General features: G+C 65.3%; 17 protein-coding genes. 4 read left to right on the forward strand and 13 right to left on the reverse strand.

The features are described from left to right. Nucleotides 1-283: 283 nt before the first annotated feature. Nucleotides 284-3,175: a ribonucleoside-diphosphate reductase subunit alpha gene (locus TBD_RS09905; protein WP_148203041.1), complete on the reverse strand. Its 2,892-nt coding sequence runs from the start codon at nt 3,173-3,175 to the stop codon at nt 284-286. A 477-nt stretch (nt 3,176-3,652) separates the two neighbouring features. On the opposite strand from TBD_RS09905, the gene purU reads away from it, so the two are divergent. From purU to TBD_RS09925, 4 genes are read left to right on the forward strand one after another with little or no spacing between them, the layout of a single operon-like run. Further along, nucleotides 3,653-4,507, forward strand: coding sequence for a formyltetrahydrofolate deformylase (purU, locus tag TBD_RS09910; protein ID WP_011312489.1), 855 nt, complete (start codon nt 3,653-3,655; stop codon nt 4,505-4,507). 2 nt (nt 4,508-4,509) lie between these two features. Beyond that, entirely contained in the window at nt 4,510-6,084 is a 1,575-nt protein-coding gene (locus TBD_RS09915) for a hypothetical protein (RefSeq protein ID WP_011312490.1), read from the forward strand. After that, nucleotides 6,081-6,674, forward strand: coding sequence for an NAD(P)H:quinone oxidoreductase (gene wrbA / locus TBD_RS09920; RefSeq protein ID WP_011312491.1), 594 nt, complete (start codon nt 6,081-6,083; stop codon nt 6,672-6,674). The genes TBD_RS09915 and wrbA overlap by 4 nt, the downstream gene beginning before the upstream one ends. A 60-nt stretch (nt 6,675-6,734) precedes the next feature. Continuing rightward, on the forward strand, nt 6,735-7,082 hold the full coding sequence (locus TBD_RS09925; RefSeq protein ID WP_011312492.1) for a DUF2069 domain-containing protein: 348 nt from the start codon (nt 6,735-6,737) through the stop codon (nt 7,080-7,082). Between the two features lie 39 nt (nt 7,083-7,121). Here the strand turns inward: TBD_RS09925 and TBD_RS09930 are convergent, their stop codons facing one another. The 12 genes from TBD_RS09930 to TBD_RS09985 form a co-directional block, all read right to left on the reverse strand. After that, entirely contained in the window at nt 7,122-7,544 is a 423-nt protein-coding gene (locus TBD_RS09930) for a rhodanese-like domain-containing protein (protein ID WP_011312493.1), read from the reverse strand. A 61-nt stretch (nt 7,545-7,605) separates the two neighbouring features. Then, complete coding sequence (locus TBD_RS09935; RefSeq protein ID WP_041432676.1) at nt 7,606-7,836, reverse strand: hypothetical protein; 231 nt, start codon at nt 7,834-7,836, stop codon at nt 7,606-7,608. Further along, nucleotides 7,817-8,056: a sulfurtransferase TusA family protein gene (locus TBD_RS09940; protein WP_011312494.1), complete on the reverse strand. Its 240-nt coding sequence runs from the start codon at nt 8,054-8,056 to the stop codon at nt 7,817-7,819. The genes TBD_RS09935 and TBD_RS09940 overlap by 20 nt, the downstream gene beginning before the upstream one ends. A gap of 10 nt (nt 8,057-8,066) precedes the next feature. Beyond that, nucleotides 8,067-8,483, reverse strand: coding sequence for a DsrE family protein (locus TBD_RS09945; protein WP_011312495.1), 417 nt, complete (start codon nt 8,481-8,483; stop codon nt 8,067-8,069). Between the two features lie 59 nt (nt 8,484-8,542). Continuing rightward, complete coding sequence (locus TBD_RS09950; RefSeq protein WP_011312496.1) at nt 8,543-9,133, reverse strand: TetR/AcrR family transcriptional regulator; 591 nt, start codon at nt 9,131-9,133, stop codon at nt 8,543-8,545. A gap of 159 nt (nt 9,134-9,292) precedes the next feature. After that, complete coding sequence (locus TBD_RS09955; protein ID WP_011312497.1) at nt 9,293-10,219, reverse strand: DMT family transporter; 927 nt, start codon at nt 10,217-10,219, stop codon at nt 9,293-9,295. Between the two features lie 255 nt (nt 10,220-10,474). Continuing rightward, nucleotides 10,475-12,010, reverse strand: coding sequence for a 2-isopropylmalate synthase (locus tag TBD_RS09960; protein WP_011312498.1), 1,536 nt, complete (start codon nt 12,008-12,010; stop codon nt 10,475-10,477). 215 nt (nt 12,011-12,225) lie between these two features. After that, on the reverse strand, nt 12,226-13,014 hold the full coding sequence (gene pssA, locus TBD_RS09965) for a CDP-diacylglycerol--serine O-phosphatidyltransferase (RefSeq protein WP_011312499.1): 789 nt from the start codon (nt 13,012-13,014) through the stop codon (nt 12,226-12,228). 94 nt (nt 13,015-13,108) lie between these two features. Beyond that, nucleotides 13,109-13,735, reverse strand: a complete 627-nt coding sequence (locus tag TBD_RS09970; RefSeq protein ID WP_011312500.1) for a phosphatidylserine decarboxylase — start codon at nt 13,733-13,735, stop codon at nt 13,109-13,111. A 103-nt stretch (nt 13,736-13,838) separates the two neighbouring features. Then, nucleotides 13,839-14,855 (reverse strand): ketol-acid reductoisomerase, encoded by a 1,017-nt coding sequence (gene ilvC, locus TBD_RS09975; RefSeq protein ID WP_011312501.1) that lies wholly within the window; start codon nt 14,853-14,855, stop codon nt 13,839-13,841. A gap of 39 nt (nt 14,856-14,894) precedes the next feature. Continuing rightward, nucleotides 14,895-15,392 (reverse strand): acetolactate synthase small subunit, encoded by a 498-nt coding sequence (ilvN, locus tag TBD_RS09980; protein ID WP_011312502.1) that lies wholly within the window; start codon nt 15,390-15,392, stop codon nt 14,895-14,897. Then, nucleotides 15,392-17,104, reverse strand: coding sequence for an acetolactate synthase 3 catalytic subunit (locus TBD_RS09985; protein WP_041433162.1), 1,713 nt, complete (start codon nt 17,102-17,104; stop codon nt 15,392-15,394). The genes ilvN and TBD_RS09985 overlap by 1 nt, the downstream gene beginning before the upstream one ends. Between the last annotated feature and the right edge of the window lie 37 nt (nt 17,105-17,141).

Below are 17,141 nucleotides of genomic sequence, written 5' to 3' on the forward strand. Positions count from 1 at the left end.
CCTTCGTAAGCGGCCCGCTTTTCCCCCTTCTGCGCCACCTCGACTGGGCCGAGCCGACGGGGGAATTCGGCGAGCACTGTCTGAGCGACGAAGGAGCGAGTTGCGCAGCCGCCCCGGCGGATCGGTTCAGTCGAGGCCCGCCCCGGAGGGGTGGCGCAGCAGGGTCGCCTTCTTTTGGTTACTTTTCTTGGCGAGACAAGAAAAGTAACTTGCCGCCGGGCAACCCCCGGCCAACGAACGCCCGCTCATCGCAAAGCTATCCATCTGCCGGTTGCAGCCGCCCTTACTGACAAGCCTCACACTCCTCGAACCCCGGATCCCCCGGCCGCATCGTGCAGACCTTGCCCTCGATCTCCGGCACCGGCAGGTTGGCCGCCGCCGCATCCATCGCGCTCATCCCGCCGCCGACGTGCGCCGACACCGCATTCAACTCGCCGCCCTTGCCGGTGGATTTCTCCGCCGAGGTGGCACCGAGCGTGCGCAGGTAGTAGGTCGTCTTCAGGCCGCGCAGCCACGCGAGCTTGTAGATGTCGTCGAGCTTCTTGCCCGAGGCGCCGGCCATGTAGATGTTGAGGCTCTGCGCCTGGTCGATCCATTTCTGGCGGCGGCTCGCGCACTCGACGAGCCAGGACGGCTCCATCTCGAACGCGGTCGCGTAGAGCGCGCGCAGCTCGGCCGGGATGCGGTCGATGCGCGCAAGGCTGCCGTCGAAGTACTTGATGTCCGCGACCATGACCTCGTCCCACATGCCGAGCTTTTTCAGGTCGGCAACGAGGTACTTGTTGGCGACGGTGAATTCGCCCGACAGGTTCGACTTCACGTAGAGGTTCTGGTAGGTCGGCTCGATCGACGCGGAGACGCCGACGATGTTGGCGATGGTCGCGGTCGGCGCGATCGCGAGGCAGTTCGAGTTGCGCATGCCGTACTGGGCGATCCTTTGACGCAGGCTGTCCCAGTCGAGCGTGGCCGAGCTGTCGACCTCGAGGTAGCCGCCGCGCTCCTCCAACAAAAGACGATTCGAATCGTGCGGCAGGATGCCTTTGCTCCACAGGCTGCCTTCGTAGCTCGAATAGCGGCCGCGCTCCTGCGCGAGTTCGGTCGACGCCCAGTAGGCATAGTAGGCGACGGCTTCCATCGAGCGGTCGGCGAATTCGACGGCGTCGTTCGACGCGTAGGCGACGCGCAGTTCCTGCAGCGCGTCCTGGAAGCCCATGATGCCGAGGCCCACCGGACGGTGCTTGAGGTTGGAGTTGCGCGCTTTGCCGACGGCGTAGTAGTTCACGTCGACGACGTTGTCGAGCATGCGCATCGCGGTGTGGATCGTGTTCTTCAGCTTGTCCAGATCGAGCTTGCCGTCTTTCAGATGATTGACGAGGTTGACGGAACCGAGGTTGCACACGGCGACTTCGTGGTCGTTGGTGTTCAGCGTGATCTCGGTGCACAGGTTGGACGAGTGCACGACGCCGACGTGCTGCTGCGGGCTGCGGATATTGCACGGGTCCTTGAACGTGATCCAGGGGTGGCCGGTCTCGAACAGCATCGACAGCATCTTGCGCCACAGCTGCAGGGCGGGAATTCGCTTGTAGAGCTTGAGCTCGCCGCGGTCGGCTTTGCGCTCGTATTCGGTGTACGCCTCGGCGAACTTGCGGCCGTAGAGGTCGTGCAGGTCGGGCACGTCGTTGGGCGAGAAGAGCGTCCAGTCGCCGCCTTCCATCACGCGCTGCATGAAGAGGTCCGGAATCCAGTTCGCGGTGTTCATGTCGTGGGTGCGGCGGCGGTCGTCGCCGGTGTTCTTCCTGAGGTCGAGGAATTCCTCGATGTCGAGGTGCCAGGTCTCCAGATACGCACAGACCGCACCCTTGCGCTTGCCGCCCTGGTTCACCGCGACGGCGGTGTCGTTGACGACCTTGAGGAAGGGGACGACGCCCTGCGACTTGCCGTTGGTGCCCTTGATGCGGGCGCCCATCGCGCGCACCGGGGTCCAGTCGTTGCCCAGGCCGCCGGCGTACTTCTGCAGCATGGCGTTTTCCTTGATCGCCTGGTAGATGCCGTCGAGGTCGTCGGTGACGGTGGTCAGGTAGCAGGAAGACAGCTGGCTGTGGCGGGTGCCCGAGTTGAAGAGCGTCGGCGTCGAACTCATGAAGTCGAACGACGACAGCACTTGGTAGAACTCGATCGCACGCGACTCGCGGTCGATTTCGTTGATCGCGAGGCCCATTGCGACGCGCATGAAGAAGGCCTGCGGCAGTTCGATGCGGTTTTCCTCGATGTGCAGGAAGTAGCGGTCATACAGGGTCTGCAGGCCGAGGTAGCCGAACTGGTAGTCGCGGCCGGCGTCGAGCACGCGGGCGAGCCGCGCGAGGTCGAACTGGCCGAGCTTCTCGTCGAGCAGCTCGGCGGCGATGCCCTTCTTGATGAACGCGGGAAAGTATTCGGCGTAGCGCTCGCTCATCTGCGCCTGCGTCACGGCTTCGCCGAGCACCTCGTGGCGAATCGAATTGAGCAGCAGGCGGGCGGTGACCAGCGAATACGCCGGGTCCTGCTCGATCATCGAGCGGGCGGCAAGCACGAGCGCCTTTTCGACTTCGGCCATCGGCACGCCATCGTAGAGGTCGCGCAGCACGGTGTGCATGATCGGCTCGGCCTTGACGCTCTCGCCGAGGTCCGAGCACGCGTCGGCCAGCAGGCCGGCGAGGCGCGCGGTGTCGAGCGGCTTCCTGACGCCGTCCTCGATCACGTGAAGCTGGACTTCGGGGACGCCGGCGGCCTTCTGTGCGGCGCGCTCCTGGGCGCGTTTTTCGCGGTAGAGCACGTAGGCGCGGGCGACTTCGTGTTCGCCCGAGCGCATGAGCGCGAGTTCGACCTGGTCCTGGACGTCTTCGATGTGGAAGGTGCCGCCAGCCGGGTTGCGCCGCAACAGCGCGGCGGTCACCTGGCTCGTGATCGCCTCGACGAGCTCGCGGATGCGCGCCGACGCCGCTGCCTGCCCGCCCTGCACCGCGATGAACGCCTTGGTCACGGCGACGGCGATCTTGTTCGGCGCGAAGCCGACGACCGCGCCGTTGCGGCGAATGATCTTGTAGTCGGCGTAGCGCGCGTCGATTGCGGGCGCGTCGGCGGCGTCGCTCGGCGGAATGGCGACGGGTACGGCGGATTCGGTGGCGACGTTCAACATCGATGAGCTCTCCTTGGTGGGTATAACGGACATGCCGGGGGCCGTGCCGGGGCGCCCTAGGCCCACTTATGCACAGCTTTCCCCAAGCGCCGCCAACAGTTTTATTCACAACATCTTGTGGTGCCGGCGGCAGCTGGGTACAAATTCTAGGTCCGGATTCGATCAAGTCAACCGGAAAACGTTCTGCGCGCGAAGGGTTTTTAAAGCCGCGAAAAATCCCGCGCCAAATCAAGCGCGTCAGGGCATGCGCTGCCTAAATAGTGGGCGACCCCCCGTCCGAATGCGACTCGGCGCAACGAAACGCGTGGTGCGCGCGGCGACGCCGCGAAATTCAGTTTATTAGCAAGCTCGGAAGCAGACCCGACGGCGCGCAAAAACTGCTGAATCTTTACGCGGCCGCGGTTCGCGCCCCGTAAAGGGCGGACCGAATATTGGTTATTATTGCGGCAAAAACCACAACGGGAACGTTCCTCCGCCATGCGCCACACCGCCGTCCTGCTGATTTCCTGCCCCGACCAGCGCGGCCTGGTCGCGGCCATCGCCGACTTTCTGCTCGCCCACCGCGCCAACATCCTGCACGCCGACCAGCACCAGGACGCGGAACTCAAGCTGTTCCTTATGCGGGTGGAATGGGACCTGGCCGGCTTCAACCTCGACCTGCGCGACTTCGCCACGGCCTTCCAGCCCATCGCCGAGCGCTTCGGCATGACCTGGCGGCTCGCCGAATCGAGCCGCAAGCCGCGCATGGCGGTGTTCGTGTCGAAGTTCGACCATTGCCTCGCCGACCTGCTCTACCGCTACCAGAGCGGCGAACTGCACTGCGAACTACCGATCATCCTGTCCAACCATGAAGACACGCGCTGGCTGGCCGACGCCTACCGCGTGCCCTACCAGCACATGGCGGTAACAAAGGAAAGCAAGCACGAGACCGAGCAGATCCAGCTGGCGATCCTTCGCGATCAGAAGATCGACTTCATCGTGCTCGCGCGCTACATGCAGGTGCTGTCGGGTGACTTCATCCGCCATTTCCCCAACCGCATCATCAACATCCACCATTCCTTCCTGCCGGCATTTCACGGCGCCAAGCCCTACCACCGCGCTTTCGAGCGCGGCGTCAAGCTGATCGGCGCGACCGCGCACTACGTCACCGAGACGCTCGACGACGGCCCGATCATCGAGCAGGACGTCGCGCGCATCTCGCACCGCGACCACATCGACGACCTCATTCACAAGGGGGCGGACCTCGAGAAGGTCGTGCTGTCGCGTGCCGTGAAATGGCATCTCGACAACCGGGTGCTGGTCTACGCGAACAAGACCGTCGTCTTCGACTGAGAATGGCCGGCCCCGAGCACACACCGCCCGGCGCGGCGCTGCAGGCCGACGTCGAGACGCGGCCGAAGGCGGTCGCGGCCTGGCTCGAGCGCCTGCCTTACGCGAGCCCGGCCGACGCCGCGCGCCAGCTCGTCACGGCCTTGTATGGCCTCAACCGCCATCCGCTCGACGAGGACGCGCGCTACACGCTGCTCGCCCTCTACCGCCCGGCGCTCGCGCGCGCGGCCGCCGGCCTCGAGGGCCTGCTCGGCGAGGGCGGCGTGCCGCCGCAGCCGCAGCATAGACAACTGGGCGCGCTGCTGCGCGGCCTGCACAGCGAGCATGCCCTCGGCTGCAAGCAGGTGCTCGACACGCGTCCGCGCCGCTTCGGCCGCGCCAGCCCGAAGCGCATCGCCGCCGCCGCCACGCAGCAGATGGCCGCGCTGCGCGACCTGCAGGCGGCCTGCTACCTCACGCACACGAGCCTCCCGCCCGGGCTATGGCAGGACCTGCACCGGCTGTACGCCTTCGTCGAGGCATCGAAGCGCGCCGAGCCCACGAAACGCACGGGTTCCGACGTCGACGACGCCGAGCCGGCCGACCTCGTCTACCGCCAGGCGCTGCTGCTCGCGCTCGCCGACCCGCCGCACATGACCCACGCCGAGCGCATGCAGACGCGGGTCTATCTCGACCAGCTCGCCGGGCTCGCGCGGCTCGGCGCGCCGCCTGCGGGCGGCGGGCGCGGCTTCCTGATCCGCACCGACGGCGATGCTGCGCCGAGCGCCTTCACGGTCGGCACGGCGGCAGGCGCGCTCTGGCTCGATACCGATGCGCTCTGCCGCACGCTCCAGGAAACGCTCGCGCGGCGCAACGGCGGCAAGGCATCGGGGTTGTCAGGCGCGGTCGACGACGAAGCCTCGCTCAAGCTCTTCACGCGCCTGCTCAGGCAATGGAGCGGCCCGGCGCAGCGCAGCTTCAGGCGCTACGCCGCGGGCGGCGGCACCGTGCAGCTGGTCGCCGGCCTCAGCACGATCCATCGCCTGCTCGACGGTCTCGGCCCGGCCCCACGGCCCGATGGTGCCGGCGGCGCGAGCGCCGAGCCTGGCGCGCCGGGCGCGGCCGCGCCCATCGTCGTCAACGCGACCGACTGGACCGTGACCAACGACAGCGCCGCGGGGCTCGCGCTTCTCGGCGCGCCGAACGCGCCGCTCAACCTTAAAGCCGGCGACGCGCTCGCGCTGCGCACCGACGCGGGGGAATGGTCGCTCGCGGTGGTGCGCTGGGTGCGCATGCGCGATGCGGACGGCGGCGAGATCGAGCTCGGCGTCGAGCGCCTCGCGCCGCGCGTGCGCCCGCTCTGGCTGCGCGCCCTGAACGGCAAGCGGTCACGCACGGAACCCGCGCTGCTGCTTCCGGGTCTGCCGGCCCTGAAGCAGCCCGATCGCCTGCTGCTGCCGCGCCGGGTCTACCATGTCGGCATGGACGCGGACGTGTGGGACGAGGCGCGCCGCTACACGCTCACCTTCGGCCGGCTGCTCGAGCAGACCCCGAGTTTCGACCTGGTCGATTTCACCCTATTCGAAGAGGCCCAGCCATGACGGAAATTCTTGTGCTGTATTACAGCGTCGGCGGCAGCGTGCGCGAGATGGCGCACCTGGTCGCCCGCGGCGTCAACCACGTCGAGGGCGCGAGTGCGCGGCTGCGCACCGTGCCGCCCGTCGCGCCGCGCACCGAGGTCGCCGAGCCGCCGGTGCCGGACGAGGGCGCCCCCTACGCCGAACTCGCCGACCTCGAACAATGCGCCGGGCTCGCGCTCGGCTCGCCGACCCGCTTCGGCAACATGGCGGCCGCGCCGAAATATTTCCTCGACTCGACCGGCGCGCTGTGGGCCAAAGGCGCGCTCGTCGGCAAGCCCGCGGCGGTCTTCACCTCGACCGCGAGCCTGCACGGCGGCCAGGAGACGACGCTGACGAGCATGATGCTGCCGCTGCTGCACCACGGCATGCTGGTCCTCGGGCTGCCCTACACGCTGCCCGAGGTGAACACGACCGCGAGCGGCGGCACCCCCTACGGCCCGAGCCACTGGGCCGGCGCCGGCGACGACAAACCGCTGACCGACGACGAACGCGCGCTGTGCATCGCGCTCGGCAAACGGCTCGCCGAAACGGCGGTCAAGCTGGCGGCGTGAGCGCCTTCGCGCTCACCCGAGAAAAACCGATCTTTGATGAAGTCAGGCCGAGGCCGAACGATGAAATTCCTGCAGTACGTCGCGAGCGCGAGCCTGATCGCGCTGATCTTCCTGTCGCTGGTCTGGGAGTTGTGGCTGGCGCCGATTCGCCCGGGCGGCTCGTCGCTCGCGTTCAAGGCGCTGCCGCTGCTGCTGCCGCTGATGGGCATTCTCAAGGGCCGCCGCTATACCTACCAGTGGGCGCCGATGCTGATGCTCGCGTACTTCACCGAGGGCGTCGTGCGCGCCTGGGCGGAGACCGGTATCTCGGCGCAACTGGCAGCGGCCGAGATCGCGTTGTCGGTCGTGTTCTTCCTCGCCGCGATCTATTACGCCAAGTTCAGCGCGCCGTCGCGGCAGGCCGGCTAGGCGCGCTGTGCCCGCGCCGGCCGTTTCTGGCCGGCCGTTTCAGTAGGTCGCCTCGTGCTCCTGAGGCAGACCGTCGGACACCCAGCGCGTGTAGCCGCCGTCCATGTTCAGCACGTTCGTGAAGCCCATCATCTGCAACACGGCGGCGGCCATCGCCGAACGTCCGCTGGTCGCGCAGTAGACGACGACCTGGCGCTCACGGGCGGCCGCGAGTTCGGGCAGGTGCTTGGGATAGGCGGGATCTGCGGCAGCCTCCAGAATGCCGCGCGGCACCAGATGGGCACCCTTGATGTGGCCTGCTTCGTATTCTCCGTGCTCGCGCACGTCAATCAGCAGCAGGTCTTCCCGCGCGTTGAGTTTGTCCAGCAGCACCTGCGGGGGAATCTCCTTGACGCAGGATTTGGCGGCGCGGACGAAGTCCATGAGACCCAGGGGCTGGGCGGGTTTGAAGGTGTCGTACATCGAAGTGCTCCAGGAGGGATGGTCAAAGCATTACGGGCATTGCCCGGCCCGCCGCGCGCGATTACGCGTCGCCGCGGCGGGCCGGTGTTTCAAGCGCATTCAGATCCACGAGGCTGCAGGAGGTCTTGCGTGATGCGGCACAGCCGGCGTCGCCCGGAAGATGCTCGAACGAACAGCTGCGCTGCTGCAACATGTCCCAATCTTCCTCGGCGTAGCAGCGCCGCGGAAGATTGGGCGGGAAGTACACGCAACCCACGCACAGCTCGTGGGGCTCAGCGATCTTTTCTGACATGGTAATGGAAAACGCCGTTTTCTTCGGTCATCGACAACAGGGTCTGGCCGGTGCGCTCGCACCAGGACGGGATGTCCTTCTGCGTTCCCTTGTCCGTGGCGATGATCTCGAGAATCTCGCCTTGAGCGAGGGCCTTGATCGCCCTGCCCGTCTCGACGATGGGCATGGGGCAGCATTTCCCGGACGTGTCGAGCGTCGCGGTGACGATAGATTCGCGCATGTTCGTCTCCTCAGAAGTACTGGCAGTGGTCGGCCTTGGCGGCCTTCTCGTTGAGGAACCACGACGCGCCGACGATGCCCTCGGCCTCGGGAATCAGATTGCCCTCGTCGACGCCGAAAATCGCGCCGGCGAGACTGCACGCATACAGGTTCACGCAGCCGGTCGCCTTCAGCGCCTTGAGGATCTCGTAAACGTCGTTCGGCAGCCCGGCCTTGGCGACGGCGTCACGCACCCGCTGCTCGTCCCCAGCGTGTCGTCCGTCCATGCGAAGACCCGCGGCACCCTCCGCGGTGAGCGCCTTGACCGCCCAGTTGACGAAAAGCATGTCGACCTGGGTCTGTTCCGCCGAAGCGAGGTAGGCGAATACCAGCGGGGTGAGCAGCTTGTCGTACGCATCCTCACGTATCACGATTGCCATGGATTTCATTTGCAACTCCTTTCGAATGAACATTCGTTCGGTATGAACGAAAAAAAACGCCGCCGATGTTAGGCGGCGATCCCACGCCAGGCACAGGCCCAGACCTCGTCGAGCTTTGCGGGCAGCGGCTCGGCGAGAACCCCGTCGAGCCGCGCGGTAATCAGTCGGATGGCGCCGCCGAAAAGGCAGGACGTCGCCACCATGACGTCCATTCCGCGGATCTCGCCGCGCGCCATGCCTTCCTGAACGAATTTGCGCATGGTCTCGAAAGGCTTGGAAGAACAGACCGGCCGCTCGGAAGGAAGGAAGTCCCGATGCTTCGCGTAGAGCATGAAATCCATGGCGTCGCGATCCGATTCGGTCAGCTCGAACAGCATCGCCATCACCGCCCGGCAACGGTCGTGCGCGCTCGCGTGCCCGCCCGCGATCTCGGTCAGCGCCTGCTGCATGCGCGCGATCAAGTCGAGATACAGCGCCCGCGCGACGTCTTCTTTATCCTTGAAATGGTGGTAGATCGAGCCGACGCTGACTTGCGCGGCGCGCGCGACATCGGGCACTGTCGTATTGAAGTAGCCGCGCTCGGTGAAAAGGCGTAGCGCCGCGTCGACGATGCGCTCGTAGACCTCTCCCGATGGGACCTTTGCGGGCGTGCGCGCCATGGCGATTTAATATCGAATGAACATTCGTTCAATATAGGGATCGGGAATTCGCATGTCAAGACGACTGTCGCGGCCAGGGAGGCCTGGGGCCTCGTCGCAGCGACGGCCTCAGTCGGCCAACGCAAGACGGCTCCCGGCCCGGCAATGGGGCCACTCGCTTTACGCCCGTGTACGTCGGCTATTCAAACTCACGAGGAGCACGCCCGCGAGCACCAGTGCGGACCCGGCGATCTGCAGCAAGGACAGCCCTTCCTGCAGGAACACATACGCCATGAGAATCGTGCTGATCGGCCCGATCGAGCCGATCAGCGAGGTGCTGCCGGAGCCGATGCGGCGGATCGCGTACGACAGAAGGAATACCGGCAGCACGGTCGAGAAAATCGCCATCGCCAGGGCGAGCTCGTACACCCGCAGCGGTAGCCCGAGCGCCTCGATCGGGTGGGTGAACGCGAACCGAAGCAGGCTCGCAAGGGTTGCCACGATCATCGCGTAGGCCGTGAAGCGCGCCGCACCGATCCGCGCGATCGCGTGGCCCGCGCCGACCAGGTAGACCGAGTAGCTCAGCGTGCTGGCGAATACGAGCGACGCCCCGAGCACGATGCCGCCCTGCAGCGTGCCCAGGTCATGGAAGAACACCAGCGCGATTCCCGCGTAGCACACCCCCATCGCCACCATGACGGTCCGGCCGATCGCGCGCTTGTAGACGAGCGCCGACAGGACGACGGTCATCGTCGGATAGAGGAACAGGATCAGTCGCTCGAGCCCGGCCGAGATGTATTGCAGCCCGAGGAAATCGAGAAAACTGGAGAGGTAATAGCCGAGCAGCCCCAGTCCGAGCACGAGCACCCGGTCGCGGGGGCTGAGCGGATCCGCGTGCTGGCGGCGGGCCCACAGCGCGACGCCGATGAAGAACGGCGCCGAAAACGCCATGCGCAACGCCAGCAAGGTCACCGCGTCGACGCGATCCAGATAAGCGAGCTTGACCAGGATGGCCTTGGCCGAAAAGCCGATCGCAGCGAGCAGCGCGAAGAGCACGCCGACCAGGGCGTTCCGCGTGATGAACCCAGCGTGGGAGGTGTTTGCCATGATCGAGACCCTGAGAGGGCTACGGCGGATCGTCGGCAAACAGGATGCAATGCGGTCAGACCCGCAGTGCCCCGTGAACAAAAATCAAATTAGAAGAGGAGCGGACTGCGACAAGGGGCGCGCGTCCCCCGCCACATCGTTTGGCGAAGCCGGTTGTAGAAGTCGTGAAGCATTGCGTGGTCATGGCCGGAAGCCTACCCGGGGGAGCCAGCCGGATCAAGCGAAACGCCCCCGAGTCGAGTTCACGGAGCCGCCTCACACCTGGGGATGCGCGCGCTCGCGTTTGCTGTGCAGCTTGTTGAGCGCATGCAGATAGGCCTTCGCCGAGGCGACGACGATGTCGGTGTCGGCACCCTGTCCGTTGACCACGCGGCCATCCTGCGCGAGCCGGACGGTCACCTCGCCCTGCGCATCGGTGCCGCTGGTGATGTTGTTGACCGAATAGAGCAAGAGATCGGCGCCGCTGTGCACGACCGATTCGAGCGCCTTGAAGGTCGCGTCGACCGGGCCCGAGCCCTCGCCGCTGGCCTGCTTTTCGGCGCCGTCGTCGGTGAACACGAGCTGAGCGCGCGGCACTTCGCCGGTCTCCGAACACACCTTCATCGACAGGAGCTTGAAGCGCTCGTCCTCGGTCGCGTAGCCTTCGTCGGAGACGAGCGCCTGCAGATCCTCGTCGAAGATTTCGCGCTTCTTGTCGGCGAGGTCCTTGAAGCGCGCGAACGCGGCGTTGAGTGCCTCCTCGCTGTCTAGCACGATGCCGAGCTCGGCGAGCTTGGTCTTGAAGGCGTTGCGGCCGGAGAGCTTGCCGAGCGTGAGGCGGTTCGCGTTCCAGCCGACGTCCTCGGCGCGCATGATCTCGTAGGTTTCGCGGTGCTTCAAAACGCCGTCCTGGTGAATGCCCGACTCGTGGGCGAACGCGTTGGCGCCGACGATGGCCTTGTTCGGCTGCACCGGATAGCCGGTGATGGTCGAGACGAGTTTCGACGACGGGACGATCTGCGTGGCGTCGATGCGGGTGTCGCAGCCGAACACGTCGCGACGCGTGCGCACCGCCATCACGATCTCTTCCAGCGACGCGTTGCCGGCGCGCTCGCCAAGGCCGTTGATCGTGCACTCGACCTGGCGCGCGCCGTTCATGACGGCGGCGAGCGAGTTGGCGACCGCCATGCCGAGGTCGTTGTGGCAGTGCGTCGACCAGATCACCTTGTCGGACCCCGGCACGCGCTCGATGAGCGCTTTCATGCGCTCGCCCCACAGCGCGGGAATCGAGTAGCCGACCGTGTCGGGCACGTTGATCGTCTTCGCGCCCGCCTTGATCACTTCATCGAAGATCCGCACGAGGAAATCCATGTCGGAGCGCACCGCGTCTTCGGCCGAGAATTCGACGTCGTCGGTGTATTCGCGCGCGAGCTTGACCGCTTTGACCGCCGCCTCGACGACCTGGTCGGGCTGCATGCGCAGCTTCTTTTCCATGTGGATCGGGCTGGTCGCGATGAAGGTATGGATGCGCCCGGACTTTGCCGGCTTGATCGCGCCGCCAGCGGCATGGATGTCGCGCTCGTTGGCGCGCGCGAGCGAACAGACCGTGGAATTGCGGACCGTCTCGGCGATCGCACGGATTGCGTCGGCGTCGCCGGGACTCGCAGCCGCGAAACCCGCCTCGATGACGTCGACGCCGAGCTTCTCGAGCTGACGCGCGATGCGCAGCTTCTCGTCCTTGGTCATGGAGGCGCCCGGGCTCTGCTCCCCGTCGCGCAAGGTCGTGTCGAAAATAAACAAGCGGTCGTTCATGGTGGACTCCATGGTGGGTCGGCGTCGCGAGCGGTCGCGAAATGCCGACGCATTATATAGGGCTGCCGCATGCAACTCGCGGCGCGTGGTACTGCTCTGGGGGAGGGGGGTTCAGTGTGCGCGCGCGACGCGCAGCAGCAGGCTGCCGAACAGGAGGCTCGACAGGCAGAGGAGGAAGGAGGGTTGCGACCAATTGGACATGGTCCAAATTCTATCTATTTTTGTTCGCCCTGCAAGCCCGCTGCGGAGGCCTTGCGGCGCTGCCACAGCAACCATACCGCGTAACCGTAGCCCGAGAGGCCGTAGAGCAGGAACACGCCGAACAGCACTTCGGGCGGGCTCGTCGAGATCAGGATGAAGGCGAGCACGATCAGCAGGATGACGAAGAAGGGCACGCTTTTGCGCAGGTTGATTTCCTTGCCGCTGTAGTAGCGGAAGTTGCTGACCATCGTCAGCCCGCCGAAGAGCGCGATGATGGCGGCGAGCCAGCGCACGTCCTCGCCGACGACCCCGTACTCGACCATGACCCAGACGAAACCCGCGATCAGCGCGGCGGCCGACGGGCTCGGCAGGCCCTGGAAAAAGCGCTTGTCGGTGACGACATCCAGCTGGGTGTTGAAGCGCGCGAGGCGCAGGGCAGCGCCCGCACAGTAGACAAAAGCGGCGATCCAGCCGAGCTTTCCCATACCCTGTAGCGCGAATTCGTAGATCACGAGCGCCGGCGCGACGCCGAATGACACCATGTCGGAGAGGCTGTCGTACTCGGCGCCGAAGGCGCTCTGCGTGCGGGTCATCCGCGCGACCCGGCCGTCGAGTCCGTCGAGCACCATGGCGATAAAGATCGCGACCGCCGCGTGTTCGAAGCGGCCATTCATCGCCTGCACGACGGCGTAGAAGCCCGCGAACAGCGCGCCGGTCGTGAAGAGATTGGGCAGCAGATAGATGCCGCGGTCGCGCATCCGGGTGTGGCGTGATTCGGTCTTGCGATGGTGGTATTCGAGCATGACGAACCCAGGGCGTGTTGACACAAATATCGCGGCGGTGCTGCCGCGACAAACCGGGACCGCTAGGTGGGGCGCGCGTGAAGGCCGCGCCGCGCTAAAAGCGAGCGAGTATGGTACGCCCGCCGGTCACTTTCTGACCAATCGAGACCGCGGCGCGCGCGCTCGTCGGAAGATAGACGTCGACCCGCGAGCCGAAGCGGATGAAGCCGTAGCGCTGGCCACGCAGGAGTCGGTCGCCTGTCCGTACGTAACAAAGGATGCGGCGCGCGATCAGGCCAGCGATCTGCACGGCGACGACATCGCCGCGTTCGCTCTGGATCCACAGCGCGTTGCGCTCGTTCTCAGTCGACGCCTTGTCGAGGTCGGCATTGACGAAGCTGCCGGGGGTATACCAGCGCGCCTTGATCTCGCCGTCGACCGGACTCTTGTTGGAATGGACGTTGAAGACGTTCATGAACACGCTGATCTTGAGCGCGTCGCGTTCGAGGTGAGGATCACGCACCTTCTCGACCGAGACGATACGACCATCGGCCGGCGAGATCACGGCGTCCGCGTCGGCGGGCGGCACGCGCGCGGGATCGCGGAAGAACTGCAGGGCGAACACCGCCCAGATCCAGAACGGCACCGACCACCAGCCGATGAGCCAGGTAGCGATCAGCGCGGCGCCGAACGCCGCCAGCAGAACGAGCCAGCCCTCGCGGGCGATGATGGGATTTTTCATAGGATTCAGGGTTCAGGATTCAGGATTCAGGGATCCGGGGGGAAGAGGCCGGCGCAGCCGCACACCCCCTGATCCCAGATCCCCGACCCCTGACCCCTGCCCCTCAGTTCTTCGAATGGTCGACGAGCTTGTTCGCGGCGATCCACGGCATCATCGAGCGCAGCTTGGCGCCGACGACTTCGATCTGATGCGCGGCGTTGTTGCGGCGCCATGCGGTCATTTCGGGGTAGTTGGCCTGGCCTTCGAGGATGAAGCGCTTGGCGTAGGCGCCGTTCTGGATGTTGGCGAGGCACTCCTTCATCGCCGCGCGCGACTGCTCGTTGATGACCTTGACGCCGGTCACGTACTCGCCGTACTCGGCGTTGTTGGAGATCGAGTAGTTCATGTTGGCGATGCCGCCTTCGTACATCAGGTCGACGATCAGCTTGAGTTCGTGCAGGCACTCGAAGTAGGCCATTTCGGGCGCGTAGCCCGCCTCGACGAGCGTGTCGAAGCCGGCCTTCACCAGCTCGACCGCGCCGCCGCACAGCACGGCCTGCTCGCCGAAGAGGTCGGTCTCGGTCTCGTCCTTGAAGGTCGTCTCGATGATGCCGGTGCGGCCGCCGCCGATCGCCGATGCATAGGAGAGCGCGGTTTCCTTGGCCTTGCCCGACGCGTCCTGATAGATCGCGATGAGGTCGGGGATGCCGCCGCCCTTGACGAACTCGGAACGCACGGTGTGGCCCGGGGCTTTGGGCGCGATCATGATCACGTCGAGGTCGGCGCGCGGCACGACCTGGTTGTAGTGGATCGAGAAGCCGTGGGCGAACGCGAGCGTCGCACCCTGCTTGATGTTCGGCTCGATCTCGTCGCGGTAGAGCCGCGACTGGAACTCGTCGGGCGTGAGGATCATGACGAGGTCGGCCCCGGCGACGGCTTCGGGCACGCTCTTGACGGTCAGGCCGGCGTTCTCGGCCTTCTTCGCCGAAGCCGAACCCGGGCGCAGGGCGACCGTGACGTCGACGCCGGAATCCTTGAGGTTGTTGGCGTGGGCGTGGCCCTGCGAACCGTAACCGACGATCGCGACCTTGCGCTGCTTGATGAGGGAAAGGTCGGCGTCCTTGTCGTAATAAACTTTCATGGTGAATTCCTGGGCAAAAAAATGAATGCGAATTGAAAATCAGACTTTGAGGCTGCGCTCACCGCGTCCGATGCCGGACGCTCCGGTGCGCACGGTCTCGATGATCAGGGCAGGATCGATCGCCTCGAGAAAGGCGTCGAGCTTGGAACCGGTGCCGGTCAGTTCGATCGTGTAGGTCGAATCGGTGACGTCGATGATGCGCCCGCGGAAGATGTCGGCGGTGCGCTTCATCTCCTCGCGCCCGAGGCCCGTCGCCTTGACCTTGACCAGCATGAGCTCGCGCTCGATGTGACGGCCTTCGGTCAGATCCATGACCTTGATGACGTCGACGAGCTTGTTCAGCTGCTTGGTGATCTGCTCGATGATGTCTTCCGAGCCGACCGTGACGATGGTCATGCGCGAGAGCGTGGCATCCTCGGTCGGTGCGACCGTGAGCGATTCGATGTTGTAGGCGCGCGCGGAGAAGAGACCGGCGACGCGCGACAGCGCACCCGCCTCGTTCTCCATCAAGAGCGAAATGATATGGCGGGTGCTCATCACAGCTCCTCCGCCAGAATCATTTCCGACAGGCCCTTGCCGCCTTCGACCATCGGGAAGACGTTCTCGGTCTGGTCGGTCTGGAAGTCCATGAACACCATTCTTTCCTTGAGTACAGGCGAGAAGGCTTCCTTGAGCGCCGCTTCGACGTCCTCGGGCTTGTCGATGCGCATGCCGACGTGGCCGTAGGCTTCGGCGAGCTTGACGAAGTCGGGCAGCGACTCCATGTACGACTCGGCGTAGCGGCTGCCGTAGAAGAACTCCTGCCACTGCCTCACCATGCCCATGTAGCGGTTATTGAGCGTGACGACCTTGACCGGAATGCGGTACTGCTTGCAGGTCGAAAGCTCCTGGATGTTCATCTGGATCGACGACTCGCCGGTGATGCAGGCGACCTGCGCCTCCGGATGCGCGAGTTGCACGCCCATTGCATACGGCAGGCCGACGCCCATGGTGCCGAGGCCACCGGAATTGATCCAGCGGCGCGGCTTGTCGAACTTGTAGTACTGGGCCGCCCACATCTGGTGCTGGCCGACGTCGGAGGTGATGAAGGCGTCGCCCTTGGTGACTTCCCACAGCTTTTCGACCACATACTGCGGCTTGATGATCGGGCTGTTGCGGTTGTACTTGAGGCAGTTCTTCGAGCGCCACAATTCGATCTGCGTCCACCACGCGTTGAGCGCCGCAGCGTCGGGCACTTCCTTGGCCTGCTTCAGCAGGCTCAGCATGTCGCGCAGCACGTTCCTGACGTCGCCGACGATGGGCACGTCGACCTTGACGCGCTTCGAGATCGAAGACGGGTCGATGTCGATGTGGATGATGCGACGCTGCTCCTTGGCGAAGTGCGCGGGGTTGCCGATCACGCGGTCGTCGAAGCGCGCGCCGACGGCCAGCAGCACGTCGCAGTGCTGCATCGCCATGTTCGCTTCATAGGTGCCGTGCATGCCGAGCATGCCGAGGTTCTGCCTGTCGGTCGCAGGATAACCGCCGAGACCCATCAGCGTATTGGTGCAGGGAAAGCCGAGCAGGCGCGCGAGTTCGGTCAGCTGCGCCGACGCGTCGCCGAGGACGACGCCGCCGCCCGCGTAGATCATCGGGCGCTTGGCTTCGAGCAGCATCTGCACGGCGCGCTTCAACTGACCGCTGTGGCCTTTGACAACGGGGTTGTACGAACGCATCTCGACCGTGGCCGGATATTCGAACTCGGTCACGTGGTAGGTCACGTCCTTGGGTACGTCGACGACCACCGGGCCGGGGCGACCGGTGGCTGCGATGATGAAGGCCTTCTTCATCGTCGCGGCCAGATCCTTGACGTCCTTGACGAGGAAATTGTGTTTGACGCAGGGCCGTGTGATGCCGACGGTGTCGACTTCCTGGAAGGCGTCGAGCCCGATCGCGGGCGTCGGCACCTGGCCGGTGACGACGACGATCGGCACCGAATCCATATACGCCGTGGCGATGCCGGTCACAGCGTTGGTGACGCCGGGCCCCGAGGTGACGAGCGCCACGCCGACGCGGCCGGTCGAGCGCGCATAGGCGTCGGCAGCGTGGACGGCCGCCTGTTCGTGGCGCACCAGCACGTGCTTGAACCTGTTCTGCTTGAAGATCTCGTCGTAGATGTTGAGCACGGCTCCGCCGGGATAGCCGAAGACGAACTCGACCCCCTCTTCAGCCAGACAACGTACGACGATCTCGGCGCCCGTGGCTTCCATAAACTGGCAAAAAATCAATTCGTTGGTGAACCCGTGA

The organism is Thiobacillus denitrificans ATCC 25259 (genome assembly GCF_000012745.1).
Lineage (GTDB): Bacteria > Pseudomonadota > Gammaproteobacteria > Burkholderiales > Thiobacillaceae > Thiobacillus > Thiobacillus denitrificans_B.